This window comes from Phycisphaerales bacterium AB-hyl4, from assembly GCA_041821185.1.
GTDB lineage: Bacteria > Planctomycetota > Phycisphaerae > Phycisphaerales > Phycisphaeraceae > Natronomicrosphaera > Natronomicrosphaera hydrolytica.
Genome location: JBGUBD010000007.1, coordinates 166,970 through 182,040, shown reverse-complemented (window position 1 = coordinate 182,040; position 15,071 = coordinate 166,970). Strand labels below are relative to the sequence as shown.

Annotated in this window: 14 protein-coding genes and 1 pseudogene; 10 read left to right on the top strand and 5 right to left on the bottom strand. The window is 62.4% G+C overall.

The window, feature by feature from the left end; genetic code table 11:
* Positions 1-14: 14 nt before the first annotated feature.
* Positions 15-983: a DnaJ C-terminal domain-containing protein gene (locus ACERK3_13060; protein ID MFA9479214.1), complete on the bottom strand. Its 969-nt coding sequence runs from the start codon at positions 981-983 to the stop codon at positions 15-17.
* Positions 984-1,205: 222 nt separating this feature from the next.
* Positions 1,206-2,666, bottom strand: coding sequence for an MATE family efflux transporter (locus ACERK3_13055; protein MFA9479213.1), 1,461 nt, complete (start codon positions 2,664-2,666; stop codon positions 1,206-1,208).
* Positions 2,667-2,849: 183 nt separating this feature from the next.
* Here ACERK3_13055 and ACERK3_13050 point away from each other — a divergent pair, with 183 nt between their 5' ends.
* From ACERK3_13050 to ACERK3_13015, 8 genes and pseudogenes are all read left to right on the top strand, one after another.
* Positions 2,850-3,746, top strand: a complete 897-nt coding sequence (locus tag ACERK3_13050) for a carbon-nitrogen hydrolase (protein MFA9479212.1) — start codon at positions 2,850-2,852, stop codon at positions 3,744-3,746.
* An 84-nt stretch (positions 3,747-3,830) separates the two neighbouring features.
* A complete protein-coding gene (locus tag ACERK3_13045) occupies positions 3,831-4,865 on the top strand; it encodes an agmatine deiminase family protein (GenBank protein MFA9479211.1) in 1,035 nt (344 codons plus the stop codon).
* Between the two features lie 60 nt (positions 4,866-4,925).
* Positions 4,926-5,840, top strand: a complete 915-nt coding sequence (locus ACERK3_13040) for a mechanosensitive ion channel family protein (GenBank protein MFA9479210.1) — start codon at positions 4,926-4,928, stop codon at positions 5,838-5,840.
* 51 nt (positions 5,841-5,891) lie between these two features.
* Positions 5,892-6,683 carry a hypothetical protein gene (locus tag ACERK3_13035; GenBank protein ID MFA9479209.1) on the top strand — a complete coding sequence of 264 codons (792 nt, stop codon included), beginning with the start codon at positions 5,892-5,894 and terminating at the stop codon, positions 6,681-6,683.
* Positions 6,684-6,753: 70 nt separating this feature from the next.
* Positions 6,754-7,209, top strand: coding sequence for a GNAT family N-acetyltransferase (locus ACERK3_13030; GenBank protein MFA9479208.1), 456 nt, complete (start codon positions 6,754-6,756; stop codon positions 7,207-7,209).
* Positions 7,210-7,750: 541 nt separating this feature from the next.
* Positions 7,751-7,975: pseudogene (locus tag ACERK3_13025) on the top strand (DUF3553 domain-containing protein).
* Between the two features lie 57 nt (positions 7,976-8,032).
* Positions 8,033-8,461, top strand: a complete 429-nt coding sequence (locus ACERK3_13020; GenBank protein MFA9479207.1) for a hypothetical protein — start codon at positions 8,033-8,035, stop codon at positions 8,459-8,461.
* 152 nt (positions 8,462-8,613) lie between these two features.
* A complete protein-coding gene (locus tag ACERK3_13015) occupies positions 8,614-9,294 on the top strand; it encodes a metal-dependent hydrolase (protein ID MFA9479206.1) in 681 nt (226 codons plus the stop codon).
* A gap of 121 nt (positions 9,295-9,415) precedes the next feature.
* On the opposite strand, the gene wecC is transcribed toward ACERK3_13015, so the two are convergent.
* The 3 genes from wecC to ACERK3_13000 form a co-directional block, all read right to left on the bottom strand.
* Positions 9,416-10,627 (bottom strand): UDP-N-acetyl-D-mannosamine dehydrogenase, encoded by a 1,212-nt coding sequence (gene wecC / locus ACERK3_13010; GenBank protein ID MFA9479205.1) that lies wholly within the window; start codon positions 10,625-10,627, stop codon positions 9,416-9,418.
* Positions 10,628-10,832: 205 nt separating this feature from the next.
* A complete protein-coding gene (locus ACERK3_13005; GenBank protein ID MFA9479204.1) occupies positions 10,833-12,221 on the bottom strand; it encodes a PQQ-dependent sugar dehydrogenase in 1,389 nt (462 codons plus the stop codon).
* 153 nt (positions 12,222-12,374) lie between these two features.
* Positions 12,375-12,890, bottom strand: a complete 516-nt coding sequence (locus ACERK3_13000; protein MFA9479203.1) for a hypothetical protein — start codon at positions 12,888-12,890, stop codon at positions 12,375-12,377.
* Positions 12,891-13,318: 428 nt separating this feature from the next.
* Here ACERK3_13000 and ACERK3_12995 point away from each other — a divergent pair, with 428 nt between their 5' ends.
* Both ACERK3_12995 and ACERK3_12990 read left to right on the top strand, forming a co-directional pair.
* Positions 13,319-14,053, top strand: coding sequence for a GntR family transcriptional regulator (locus tag ACERK3_12995; protein MFA9479202.1), 735 nt, complete (start codon positions 13,319-13,321; stop codon positions 14,051-14,053).
* 66 nt (positions 14,054-14,119) lie between these two features.
* Positions 14,120-15,052: a hypothetical protein gene (locus ACERK3_12990; protein MFA9479201.1), complete on the top strand. Its 933-nt coding sequence runs from the start codon at positions 14,120-14,122 to the stop codon at positions 15,050-15,052.
* The last annotated feature ends 19 nt before the right edge of the window (positions 15,053-15,071 follow it).

The following is a 15,071-nucleotide window of genomic DNA, read 5'->3' as shown; positions in this document are numbered from 1 at the left end:
AGGCTTCAAATTGGTTACGTCCTCGGATCAAATTTCGAAATCGCCTGCAACTGCTCGTAGAGCTTCCGCTCTTCATCGCTCAACGGATGCGGCACGCGGATCAGCAATCGGACGAACAAGTCGCCGCGTTCGCCCGGCTTGTGCTTGCCCTTGGGCATTCCACGCCCGCGTAGGCGGAGCTTCTGCCCTGACTGCGCACCCGCGGGAATCGTCACCGTCACCGGCCCATCAAACGTCTTCACATCCACCTTGCCGCCCAGCGCCGCCTCGGCCGGGGTGATGTGCAGGTCGGTGGTGAGGTCGTGGCCCTGCACGTCGAAGCGCGGATGCTTCGCCAAACGGATGCGGAGCACGAGGTGCTCACCCTTCAGGCGGATGCGCGAGCCGTCGGTCGCGCCAGCCGGGATTTTCACCTCCAGCTTTTTGCGTCGGCCGGTGGGCTCCGTGAGTTCGATCTGCCGCTTGCCGCCGTGGAACACGTCGTCCAGCGTGACCGTGACTTCGACTTCCTGCTCCGCCATCCCAGCCCGGCGGTGGTTGCCCCCGGCCTGCTGCTCGAACATCTCTTCAAAGGACGATCGCCCCCCTCGCGTGCCCGCCCCACCACCGCCGCTCCCGCCGCGTCCGAAAAACATCTCGAAAAAGTCGCTGAACCCACCCGGCCGAAAGCCACCTCCACCGCTGGACGCCCCACCCGGGCCGCGGAAGTTGAACTCCATGTTCTCCCACCCCGGCGGCGGGCGGAACTCCTGCCCGTTCTTCCAGTCCTGCCCCAGTTCGTCGTATTTCTTGCGCTTCTCCGGATCGCCGAGCACTTCGTAAGCTTCGCTGATCTTGGCGAACTTCGCCGACGCATCGCTCTCCTTGTTCACGTCCGGGTGAAATTTGCGAGCAAGCTTGCGATACGCACGGCGAATCTCGTCCTGCGACGCATCGCGCTTTACTCCAAGCGTGTCGTAATAGTCCTCAAACTTCACAGCCATGAGCAGTCACTTTCCTCTGAAATCAGGGTCATCAATGCCGGCGCATGGCAACCCGTCAATAGGCGAATGCAAACAGGGGACCAAGGCAATCAATCGTAAGCCCCGAACAATCCTATACTTGAAAAGGCATTACCAATCCAGCCCTGCCGTTTTGACAGTTGAAGCCGGATGCAACGCGCCCTCTGGCGGAGGCCGCATCACCAGACGGCGAGCTTTGTGAGGTCACACTTTCACCTTCGTCCATCCGCCGTGCAGAAATCGCCCGGCGAACAGTAGTCCACGGATGACCAGTTCCACGCACAACGCGATCCACACGCCGTACAACCCCATGTCCCAGTAGACCCCCAGCAGCCACACCCCCGGCAGGCGGATGGCGAACGTGCTGAAGTATGTCATCGCCATCGCGACCGTCGTATCACCCGCACCGCGCAACGCCTGCGAAAACACGAGGTACGTGCCGAAGAAAAGCTGCACCGGGCCGACGATGAAAATCAGTGGTGCCGCCAACTCGTACAATTCCGGCTCATCGGTGAGCATGCGGGCGAGTTGCTCGGGGAAGAGCATGAACACCGCGCCCATCACCAGCGACATCACCGCCCCGAACAGCCAGCAAAGCCCCGCTGCCTGCTTCGCGCGGTGCGGATCGCCTAGCCCCAGGTACTGCCCGGTGAGCGTCGCGGCGGCGGTGCCGATCGCCATCGCGGGCAAAAACGCGAGCGCCTCGACACGGATGGCGATGATGTGCGCCCCCAGCGCCGCTTCGGCAGCCAGTCGACCGATGATCATCGCCACCAGCGCATTGCCGATCCACATGCCCGACGACTCGATCAGGCTCGGCACGCCAACGCGGACGATACGGTTGGCCGTGTGCATATGCGGCCGCAGGCGATGCAGATGCAGGCGGATCACGCCATTGCCGCGCAGCAGCACGCCGAGGATCAGCGCCGCGCCGACCACCCAGGCGGCCGCCGTGCCGATGGCGATGCCCTGCACGCCCCACCCGCCGATCGGCTCCGGGCCGAACACCAGCAGCACAGACAGCGTGACGTTCACCGCATTGACCAGCAGCATGGCGAAGAACGGCGTGCGCGTGTCGCCGCTGGCGCGCAGGCAAGCCGCCCCGATGAAGAGGATGGCCGCCATCGGCGCTGCGGCGCAGAAGATGCGGATGTAGACAACGCAGAGTTCGAGCGCTTCGCCTCGTAAGCCGAACACAAGCCCGATGGGTCGCGCTGCGAGCAGGATGGCGACGCCGGTCAACGTGCCCCAGACCACCGCCAGCAGCAAAGCCTGGCCGAGCCCGGCGTTGGCGACGCGCTTATGCTTGCCGCCGATCGCCCTCGCGACCAGCGCCCCCGCGCCGATGCCCACCGCCATGTGGAGCATGCCCAGCAGCCAGCCGATGTAGCCGGTCACCGCCACCGCGTTCGCCGCCGGCACGCCCAGTCGACCGGCCAGGGCCGTGTCGACAAAGCCCACCGCCGAGTTGAGCAGTTGCTCTAAGAATGGCCAGAGCGCCAGCACCCACACCTGCCCCGGCAGCGATCGCCCGGCCAGCTTGCCCGACAGCTCGCGCCGTAGCGGGCCAGTGGCGGACGCAGCCCGGCCGTTGCGCGGCACCTGCGGCAGCGTCAGGTCGCCGGTGCCGGACTCGCCGCTGGATTGGGGACGCTGGCGTGGCATGAACGAAGCATGATAAGGCCGTTTCGAGTTTCTGGTTTCGAGTTCTGAAATTAGAAACGTTCAGCCGCCGCCAGACACAACGTAACGTCGTGAGCACCCCCTCCCCAACTCGAAACTCGAAACCAGAAACTCGAAACTTCCTCCCATCGTTTACGATGCGGGCTCACCCGCACGGAGCAACCTATGGCCACCACAGTAAAATCCTCGACGTTAACGCTCGGCCTCGTCCAGCACGCCTCCCCAGGCCTCGACGAGGCTGCCAGCCAACGCAACCTCGACCGCTGCTGCGACATGATCCGCGACGCCGCCAGCCAAGGCGCTCAACTCGTCGCGACGCAGGAGCTGTTCCTCACCGAGTACTTCTGCCAGGTCGAAGACGAGACCCGCTTCAACCTCGCCGAGCCGATCCCCGGCCCGACCACCCACCGTCTTGGCGAACTGGCGAAAGAGCTGCGCATCGAGATAACCGCGTCGCTCTTCGAAAAGCGCGCCGCCGGCCTCTACCACAACACCTCCGTCATGATCGGCCGCGACGGCGAGATCATCGACCGCTATCGCAAGATGCACATCCCCGACGATCCACGCTTCTACGAAAAGTATTACTTCACCCCCGGCGATCTGAACTGGCGCATGCAACAGACCACCAACGCCCGCACGGGCATGCTCGTCTGCTGGGACCAGTGGTTCCCCGAAGCCGCCCGCCTCACCGCCATGCACGGCGCACAGGTGCTCTTCTACCCCACCGCCATCGGCTGGTACCACGGCGAAACCGACTTCGACCGCAAACAGCAGAAAGAAGCCTGGCAGATCATGCAGCGAAGCCACGCGATTGCCAACGGCGTGTTCGTCGCCGCCATCAACCGCGTCGGCACGGAAGGCGACCTGACCTTCTGGGGCTCATCTTTCGTCTGCGACCCCGGCGGTGTCGTGCTCGCTGAAGCGCCGGAAAACGACGAAGCCGTGCTCGTAGTCGAATGCGACCTCAACCGCATCGAAGAGCTCCGCCGCGGTTGGCCGTTCCTCCGCGACCGCCGCATTGATGCCTATCAACCCATCACCAAACGCCTGCTGGACGAGTAGGGCAGGGCTTGCCCTGCCGAATCCCCAAATCAGCAATCAGCAATCAGCAATTAGCAATTAGAAATTAGAAATTACAATCCCCCCATGGCTCACCCCCAAATCGAGAACGCCGACCAGCTTCACACGCCCGCCGGCACTGCCGCCGAGCTCGGCTATCGCATGCCCGCCGAGTGGGAGCCGCACGCCGCCGTCTGGCTTACCCCGCCACATAACGTCGAAACCTGGCCCGTCGTGATGGAAAAGGCCATCGCCCAGTACGACGCATGGGTCGATGCGATGCGCAAAGCCGTGCCCGTCTCCACTACGCAGGAACTGAACATCCCCACCAACGATTCGTGGATCCGCGACTACGGCCCGATCTTCGTCGTCCACCGCGACCTCGGCCTCGCCTGCCACGACTTCCAATTCAACGGCTGGGGCAACAAGTACGAACATCGCGACTACGACGATGTCGTCCCTCAACACATCGCCCGCCAACTCCACCTGCCCATCTGGATACACGACCTCGTTCTCGAAGGCGGCAGCATCGAAGTCAACGGCCGCGGCACGGTCCTCACCACCGAGCAATGCCTTCTCAACGAAAACCGCAACCCCCACCTCACCCGCGAGCAGATCGAAACCAAGCTCCACGAAACGCTCGGCACAACCCACGTCATCTGGCTGCCCGGCGGCATCGAAGGCGACGACACCGACGGCCACATCGACGACATCGCCCGCTTCATCAACCCCGACACCGTCGCCGCCCTCCGCGCCCCCCAACACCACCCCGACCACGACACGCTCGAACAAAACTGGCAAGTCCTCCAACAAGCACGCGACCAAGGCAACCGCAAGCTCAACCTCATCGAGCTGCCTGTCCCCGAAACCATCACCTTCGACTACCCCGCCGACCGCTTCGGCCCCGGCGGGCCCGCCCCGCTCCCCGCCAGCTACGCCAACTTCCTCATCACCAACGGCAGCGTCTTCGTGCCCACCTTCGGCCAACCCAACGACGAACTGGCCTTGCGAACTCTCGACGATGCAATGCCCGAGCACATCATCACCCCCGTCCGCAGCGAATGGCTCGTCGTCGGCCTCGGCGCACTGCATTGCCTCAGCCAGCAACAACCCGCCGGCTAGCGCCGACTGTCGGTACAATCCTTGCCAATCGCAATCATCACTCGTGAAGAGGGATCTAATATGCTGACCACACTCGCCCAGGAAGCCGCCAACGCCGCCACTGGCACCGCCACGTCCGACCCGTTGATCGAGCAACTCACCCAGCGTGGCGTCGACATCGCCATCAACGCCATGGCGGTGCTTGCCATCCTTCTCGTCGCGATTGCGGTCGCGACATGGGTTCGTCGGTGGGTCCAGCGTGGGCTGATGAAGGTGCACTTCGACGCGACATTGAGCAAATTTTTCGCACAGCTCGCCAAGTACGCCGTGCTCGTCATGGCTTTGATTTTCTGCCTCAGTAAGTTCGGGGTGCAGACCGCCAGCCTCGCCGCGGTCATCGCCGCAGCAGGCCTGGCGATCGGCCTCGCGTTTCAGGGCACGCTGTCCAACTTCGCCGCTGGCGTCATGTTGTTGACCTTCCGTCCGTTCAAGGTCGGCGACGCGGTCAATATCAACGGCGAAGTCGGCTCGGTCGACGAGATCGAGCTGTTTTTCACTTACATGAACACGTTCGACAACCGCCGCATCATCATGCCCAACGCACAGGTGTTCGGTGCGAAGATCGAGAACATGAGCCACCACCCCGTCCGCCGCACAGACGTGCCGGTCGGCGTCGACTACTCCGCTGACATCGACAAAACCCGCGAGACCCTCCTCGCTGCCGTCAAAAGCGTTGAGGGGCAGGCCCCTGACAAAGAGCCCGCCGTCGTGCTCTCCGGGCTCGGCGACTCGTCCGTCGACTGGACCGTTCGCGTCTGGGCGCCCGCTGCCGACCTTTTCCCGGTTCGCGAAGCCACCATCCGCGCAATCAAGTACTACCTGGACGAAGCGAACATCAGCATTCCGTTCCCACAGATGGACGTGCACTTCGACAACCCCGTCGCGCCGCCCGCCGACGCTGTCACCACCGCCGCCAACGATGGTGCTGCAGCGTAATCCGGACCTTGCGCGAACGTCTGCCCGCTTTCATTCGTTATAGTCTTTCCCATGCTTGACAGGCTCGAACGCAAATTCGGCCGGTTCGCGATCCCGAACCTGACGCTCATCCTCATCGCCTTCCAGGCGCTGTTCTACCTTGCGGCCGTGGCGACGACCGGACAAGCGTTCCTCGACAGCATGGCGCTGGTCTGGGAGCGCGTGTTCGCCGGCGAAGTGTGGCTGCTGCTGACGTTCGCCTTCATGCCGCGATTCGCGCACCCGCTCTGGTTTCTTATTTCCATCTACATCTTCTGGCTCATGGGCAGCGCACTCGACCGCGAGTGGGGCCACTTCCGTTACAACATCTACCTGCTCACCGCCTTCGTGCTCAGCGCGCTCGCGGGCCTGCTGGACCCCTCCGCGCCGGTGAACAACTACTACGTGTTCATCTCGGTGTTGCTGGCCTTTGCATGGCTTTACCCCGAGTTCCAGTTCCTTCTGTTTTTCATCATCCCGGTCAAGGTCAAGTGGATCGGCATCGTCGTCGCCGTCCTGACTGCCGGCTGGTTCCTGCAGGCGTTGGGCATGCGTCAGTGGCAGGAGGCGGCGGTGCTCGCTGCGGGCATCGCCAACTTCTTCCTCTTCTTCGGCGGAGAGATGATCACTCGCGCCCGCAACGCCCACCGCCGCCGGGTCTACGAAACAGAGCGGGCCGAGCTCGCCGAGCAGCCGTTTCACAAGTGTGTCGTCTGCGGCAAGACCGACAAAAGCGACCCCGACGCCGAGTTTCGCTACTGCCCGCAATGTTCCGACGCCGCCTGCTACTGCATGGACCACATTTTCGAACACGAACACCGGTAGCGAATCGCAAGGTTCAGCGGCCGCCCCGCAGGGGCGCACACCTGCTCGCCAATACGGGAGAAAGACAGCCATGGCGGAAGCCAAAATCGACATCGTCGGCCAGAACGAACTACCCACCGTGGTCCGCCTCTACAAAGACGTATTCACCCCCGCCCGCGACGAAGCTTTCTTCCAACGTCGACTGCTCGGGAGACACAATCCGCTCGTACTGCTGGCGTTCGTCGACGAACAGCCCGTCGGGTTCATGGTCGGCCTGGAACTGAAGCCCAACGTCTTCTTCGAGTGGCTCTACGGCGTCCTGCCCACCCACCGCCGGGCCGGCATCGCCAGCCAACTCATGGACGCCGCCAACGCCTGGGCCAACGACCATCACTACGAGTACAGCCGTATGGAATGTCACACCCGCAACCGCCCCATGCTCCACATGGCCATCGCGCGCGGCTACGACATCATCGGCATCCGCTGGGACAACGACCGCCAATCCAATCTTGTCATCTTCGAAAAAGAGCTGACCATCGTGGCCTGACCCACCCCGCCGAGGCCGAATGGCCCGGAAAGAACGTAAAAAAACCCGCGCTGCCTCCGAAGAGACAGCACGGGCTTCCGGGGGCGAATTAAGGCGTCAGTGGCCCGGCCGTAGACGGCGTGTCAGGGTTTCACCGACGCTTTCGTCAGGTTACATGATTTGTCAGGTCTGTGCAAGCATACGGGCAAGAATTTTCTCTAACCGAAATGGGAATGAACCGATCGGCTTCGGCGTTCGTATATATTAGCAGCCGACGCACGCCAGTCAGGGCCTGCATGTCGGGAAGGCGGCTCAAGCCACCATCAAAGTCACAGAGTCGATCAGGTCGATAAGCTTGGTGTGACTTCGCATCACGCATCGCGAGGGCATCTCACGCAATCGGCGGCGGGTCGAACGGACATGTGTATGATGGCCAGCCTCCATTTGTAGAGGGATACCGTGACTCGGCGGCGGTCGGCGTTTGGAAACCGACAGGGAACACCGGATCGCCAGGGGAAGCAGGGATAGTCAACCAATAACCGATTTGAAAAGCTCACCCGGCATGTCGCTGACAGCACGTGCCGAGGAAGCGATGCGGTCGAGCTTTATGACGCCGCCATCACAACATCAGCACAATCGCGGCGACCAGGTCACCCATCCACGCCGACCAGAGTGGGGCACGGGTACCGTACGTCAGGCTCAATCAATCATCCACGAGGGCAGGAAAGCCCAACGGCTGACTGTGGACTTCGTCAATCGCGGACGCCTCGTGGTAAACACGGCCGTCGCTCCGCTGAAGCCCGCAAACCAGCCAGTGCAATCGAACAAGGAACAGTTAACGACGATGACACGCACACAATCTTCACAAAGTCTCGGTAACGACGTCGGCAGCGGCTGGCTCGAACAACTCGAGCAGGCCACGCGAAACCGCTCCCACGAGCTCTGGGAACTGCCCGACACGATGACCGACCCCTTCGCCAGCACGCGCAGCCGACTCCAGGCCACGCTTGAAAGCTATCGCTTCTCCACCGACGCGCGTAGCCTCATCGAGTGGGCCACCATGCAGACCGGCCTGAACGACCCGCTGACGAAGTACACCCGCCAGGAGCTTGAGCAGGCGTTCCCCCGCTTCGCACGCGATCGCGATCAGCATCTGTCCAGTCTGGTCCGGCAGATCAAGCGAAACGGCAACGCCGCTGTGCTCAACGAAACCCTCCAGGCCACCCGCCAGCCCGCGGCACGCACCGCCCTGGCCAAAGCCATTCGGAACTGAGACCGGCGACAGGCGGTGGTGGGTAGCCGGACGAGGGCAGAAGTCGGAAGCGGTTGCTTTGTGTCTTCCCCAGACGTCGGCCATCTGACGCCTGTCGGCGCGTTATCATCCCCTGAACGCTATCAACGCTCACCCAAGGGAGAAGACGCACCATGGCCCTGAAAATAACCTTCCTCGGACACTCCGGCTTCCTGCTCGACGACGGCAAGCACACCCTTGCCATCGACCCGTTCCTCACCGGTAACGAGTCGGCCAAGCACAAGCCCAGCGATATCCGCTGCAACACCATCGCCCTGACCCACGGCCACGAAGACCACTTCGGCGACACCCTCGCCATCGCCAAGGCCAACCACGCCGAGGTCATCGCCAGCCATGAAATCTGCAACTACGTCAACGGCCAGGGCATCGAGAAAATCAACCCCGGCAACATCGGCGGCCGCATCGACACCGACTTCGGCTACATCGCCTTCACACAGGCCTACCACAGCTCGTCCCACAACGGCCAGTACATGGGCATGCCCGCCGGGCTCATCATCCACATGGGCGGCGTCACCTTCTACCATTGCGGCGACACCGGCCTGTTCTCCGACATGCGCCTCATCGCCGACATCTACCAGCCCGACCTCGCCGCCATCCCCGTCGGCGACCGCTTTACCATGGGCCCTGAACTCGCCGCCCGCGCCGCAGAAATGATCCGCCCGCGCGTCGCCATCCCCGTCCACTACAAAACCTTCCCCCTGCTTCGTCAGAGCATCGACGGCTTCGACCCGCCCGGCGTTGAAGTCAAAGAACTCGCGCCCGGCGAAATTTGGGAATATGAGCCGACCGAGTAAGCCCGACAACGGCCAAGACATGTCGTAAAAAGCCGCCCTCGCGATCGGCCGGCGCGATCACTCAGCCACGGCCCGGGCACGCAGGTCAATAGGGCCGACGCGCTTCATCTGCCGCGCCTGATCACGGATGCAACACACCGCACGTGTCGATGATGATCTTCTCCGCCAGCCGCGCCGGAGAAATCTTGTGGAACGGCCGATGCGCCACCAACGCCACGACCACATCCGCCCGGTCCAGCGCTTCGTCTAACGACGTCAGGCGGAATTCATCGTGTTCGGCCAGGTTCGGCTCAACGACCATCACCTCGCCCACCTGCGCCGCGATCAACTGCCTTGCAATATCCACCGCCGGCGACTCGCGCAGGTCGTCAATGTCCGGCTTGTACGCCAGCCCGAGGCAGGCGATCCGCGGCCGCTTGAACCGCTCCGCCCGATCGAGCACGCGCTGCACCACCCAGCCGGTCTTGTGACAATTCACCTCACGGGCCATGCGAATCAGTCGGCTCTTCTCAGGTGACTGGTGAATGATGAACCACGGGTCCACCGCGATGCAATGCCCCCCCACGCCGCAGCCCGGGTCGAGAATGTTCACCCGCGGATGCCGGTTCGCCAGCCGAATCAACTCCCGCACATCCAGATCCAGATCGTCGGCCAGCAGCGACAGCTCATTCGCAAACGCGATGTTCACATCGCGATACGCGTTCTCAACCAGCTTCGCCATCTCCGCCAGTCGGCTGTGCGTCAGCAGCAACTCGCCCGTCACGAACGTACGGTAAAACTCGGCACAAACTTCGGTCGCCGCGTCGGTCAGCCCCCCGACGATCCGGTCGTTCTCCACCACTTCCCGCAGAATCTTGCCCGGCAGGACACGCTCAGGCGCGTGCGCGAAATGAACCTGCTCGCGCGTCAGTCCCGCCGCCTGCTCGACAATGTCCGCCAGCTTTTCCGTCGTGCCCGGCGGACTGGTCGACTCCAGCACCACCAGGTTGCCCGGCTTCAGATGCTCAGCGATGCCCGCCGCCGCCTTTTCGACGTATGAAAGATCCGGCCCATGCTTCTCGTCCACCGGCGTGGGCACACAGAGCATGAAAATGTCCGCTTCCGCCGGCTCGCCATAAGCCTTCAGTTTCCCCGTCTGCACCGCCGCCTGCACGAGAATATCCAGGTCCGGCTCGACGACATGCGCCCGCCCGGCGTTGATCGTCTCCACCACCTTCGGGTTGACCTCGACGCCCCGCACGTCATACCCACGCGACGCCAGCACCGCCGCCGTCGGCAACCCGATATAGCCAAGCCCGACGACGCAAATCCGCTTATCCAGATGACTCTTCATTCGCTGCTCTACCCCCCGGTGGACATTATTTCTGGTGGCAAAACCGTCCGCCATCTCAAAATACGCATGGCCGGACCGCAAGAGGCCTATCGTACCAATCGCGCCATGCCCTAGCTAGAACAGCGAAAAGCCGTGCCCGAGCGCGCCCGACAAGTACTGTGAGCCGACGCCCACGGCTTGAAGCCGTGGGCACACCCGAGCCCCTTCACTCCGCCGGCGCCAGGCGAACGACGTGGTGCGGGTCGTTCAATGCCACGTAAATCGAACCGTCCGGCGCTGTGATGACGTCGCGCACTCGGCCCATGCGTTCGAGGATGCGTTCGCGCTCGACAATTTCACCGTCGCGGACCCGCAGCCGCTCGACCACCTGCCCCGCCAGCCCGCCGGCGAACAGGTCGCCTTGCCACTCGGGGAACGCCTCCCCATGCCCGAGCGCGAGGCCACAGGCTGCGATGGATGGCGTCCAGTGTTTTACCGGATCGATGTAGTCGTGCTCGCTCCACGGTGTCTGGAAAGGCGTGTTGTTGTAGTTGATGCCGTGCGACACGCGTGGCCAACCGTAGTTGCCCCCGCGTTCGATGAGGTTCAGTTCATCGCCGCCGCGCGGCCCGTGCTCGGTGGACCAAAGTTCGCCGGCGTCGTGATCGAAGACCATGCCCTGCGGGTTGCGATGGCCGTAGCTCCACACCGAAGCCATCGCGTCATGCTCGTCGACGAACGGGTTGTCGCTGGGCACAGAGCCGTCGTCGTGCAGGCGATGGATCTTGCCGTTCGGCCGATAGCGTTCCTGTGCATGATCCGGTCGGCCGCGGTCACCGATGGCGATAAACAGATAGCCCTCATCGTCGAAGACCAGTCGGCAGCCGTAGTGCTGACGCGTCGGCAGGTAAAGCTCTTCCGGCGCTTCGAAGATCACTTCCTGGTCGGCCCAGCGGTGGTCTTCGATGCGGCCGCGCACGACGCGCGTCATCATTCGATCACCCTGGCCATGCGAATAGCTGAGGTAGATCCAACCGTTCGCTTCATGCTCCGGATGCAGCGCCACGCCCAGCAAGCCCCCCTGCCCGGCATGAACCACCTCGGGCGTATCTTCCACCGGCTCACTCAAGCCGCTGTCGTCGTGCAGTCGAACCGTGCCGGGCCGCTCGGCGATCAACAGTCGGCCGTCGGGCAAAAACGCCAGCGCCCACGGAATCTCAATTCCTTCCGTGACCACACGCTCGAAGCGATAACGATGATGCGTCGTTTCCACATAGCCGTCGTCGTTCGGTCGACTCGCCGGCTCGCGCTCGCGACGGGCACGCTCCTGCAACTCGCGGATGTGCACAACCAGCGACCATGTCTCCTCTTCACTGAGCACATCGTCATACGCGTCCATCCCGTCGTCCGGCAAGCCTTCGCGGATTGCCTTGTAAAACGCCAGATCATGTTCCGCGCCCATCACCTCGTCGCGCAAAAGCGACCGGGCGTTCGCGCCCTGCCCCTGATCGCCGTGACAACTCGCGCAGTTCTCCACCCACAGCCGCTGAACCTGCTGCGCCCCCGCCGACGGACCGGCCGTCCACACCAGTCCCAACGTGATGCTCAGAAACATGAACGATCGCAAATGCATAACACAAACCTCGCTATTCGAAATGACCTGCGAAACGCACGGCAACACGCGTTGCGGCGATCACACTGGCTTCTCGGAAGCCGTCATTCTACGCCGGTCATTGCAAACGTGCCCGCACAATTTGGCCATGTAAGGTCATCGACGACGCAGGCCCCATGTCGCTCGACAAGTCGCAAGCACAATCTTGCCCGGCGTGACGAGCGTGTTGAGCTTGTGCATCGTGCGGTTGTAACGATGTTCGCCCGTAAGTACCGGGTTATACGCCAGACCCCGGCCGAACAGCCCCATGTTCTCGCGATCGTAGGTCGGTGTCACCACCCAGCAGAACGCCAGGTACACCGCCATCACCCACGCGTAATGCAGGTTCAAACCGGCCACAAAGCGGGCCTCCAGCGAACCATCCGCCAGGCCCGTCGGCCCCGCAACATAGGCAGCGCCAAAACGCAGCCCCACATAAGGCCCCACCAACACCACCAATGTCATCACCCAGAAAAAGGCGAACTTCAGCCAGAACGCTTTCGATGGGCCGTCATCCTCCGCCGCGTCAGCGGAATGATTCGCGCCGCCCCAGCCACAGTTCTGACACATCAACGGGTCGGCGTCGACTACGCAACGTCGACCGAGACTCGCATTGCACTGCGGACATTTCATGGTCGGCCTCCATCGCGGCGGTCGCTCACGGAACCGCGGCGACGCACCTCAACTCAAGGTACCGCAATCGCGCGACCGATCCAACCACCTTTTACATTTGCTGATCAACCGCTTGACCGGCCGACCGCCAACCACATCGCCTAGGCGAACAGCGGATCATTCACACCGATGCTACTCCGCTGCACATGCAGACACCCAGTCAGGCGAAACGAATGCGTCGGCGCCCATTGAACGCGGGCAACGCCAACGTGCCGTTTCGCAGCCATGACCAACCTCTCAAGATCGAGAAAACTTCACATTCATCATAACAAATCTATCGAAACAGCGATAATTTCGGGAATACGTCCACAAATGCACCTTAATTTGCAGGACGTGTGTCATTTTGTTATTACGAATGTCGATCCGACTCCACTTTGGAGACCTCCACGATGACACAAACCATCCCGCCGCCGGATACGTCCTATGGCCGCGTCGCTTCGGTACTTCGCGATCGCATCCTCCGCGGCGAGTGGGAGCCAACCAAACAACTGCCTACCGAGCAGGCGTTGTGCAGCGAGTTCGACGTCTCACGCATTACCATCCGCCAGGCCCTCCAGATCCTCGACCAGGAACAACTGATCTATCGACGGCAGGGCAGCGGCTCGTTCGTGAACGAACGACCCACGCGCCGCATCCCACTTTTACAGGCCGGCTTCAGTCAGAGCATCAAAAAGCACGCGCCGGAACTGACGCGCAAAGTATTACGATTCGCCCGCCGACGCGCGGGCCACAAGGTCGGCCGCTTGCTGAATCTCTCGCCGGAGGATCGCGTTGTCTACGCCCGTCGACTCGACGTGCTCGACGGCAAGCCAGTGGCGTATGACGACCTTTACCTGCCCGAAGCCTGCGGCGATCAACTGGACCTGGGCGATTTGGAAACCGTTGCCTTCGCACCACAATGGAAGCAGGTCCAGTCGCTGGAAATTTCACACATGCACCAAAAAATCGACGCGGTCAACGCGTCCGCGATGCAGGCTCGCCTGCTCGCTGTGCAGCCAAGGGCGGCGCTGCTGAAGACCATCGAAACGCCAATCGACAAAAGCGGGCGTCCCCTCGGTTTGTTCGTGACCTACTACCACGGCCGAGTGTTCTCGTTGAGCGCAACCTGCCAGTCGTCCATATAACAGGAAATCGGCCGCTGATTCAGTCCGCCGACCCTCAAATCACAACCCCTGACAAGGAATCTTGCCATGAGTGAATTTGTATTCGCCCCTTCCCACCACGTTCCATTTCGCGATAAGGAAGCAATCGAACGTTGCCGTCGCATCACGCGCGACCAGATCGAGCAACACGCGAACCCGGACTATCGCATTAAAGTCATCCCCAACGCGGAAGTGCCGTGGATCGGCGTAACCGATATGCTCGGCCGCATCAAGCGTTCCGCCGAGGAAGGCCGACGGCTGGTAATGATCCTGCCCAACCCCAACCCCGGCTACCGCCACGTCGCCAGGTTGATCAACGCGCTACAACTGGATTGCCGCAACGTCTGGGGCTTCGCCATGGACGAGTACGCCGACGAAGACGGCCGTATCGCGCCGGATACGTGGAAGTACGGTTTCGTGCATTCGCTGAAGTCCGGTTTCTGGGGCAACATCGACCCGGCGCTTCGGCCGCCCGAGAAACAGTTCCTCGGCCCCACCGACGAAAACATCGACAGCTATGGAAAGATGATCGAAGACCTCGGCGGTGCCGACGTCATTTACCTCGGCCCCGGGTGGACGGGCCATCTGGCGTTCATCGAGCCGGACGCGCCCGAGTTTGACGCGCCGCTGGACGAGTGGAAGCAGATGGGCACACGGATCGTCACGCTCAGCCCATATACACTTGCGCAAAACTCATTGCACGGCAGCTTCGGCATGAGCGGCGATCTCGCGGCCGTGCCACCCAAAGCCGCCACCATCGGCCCGGCGGAAGTCATCGCCGCCCGACATCGCATCAGCCGACACGCCATTACCGTGCACGGCACGCATACAAGCTGGCAACGCATGATCACCCGCCTCGTCACGCACGGCCCGGTCACGCCACGCCTGCCCGAATCGCTGCTACAAACGCTGCGATCCGATATCTACATCTCGGAAACGGCGGCGGCCAACATCGAACCCGATTTTGAGAAAGGCTACTGATGCGATCATGGCAGCCGCC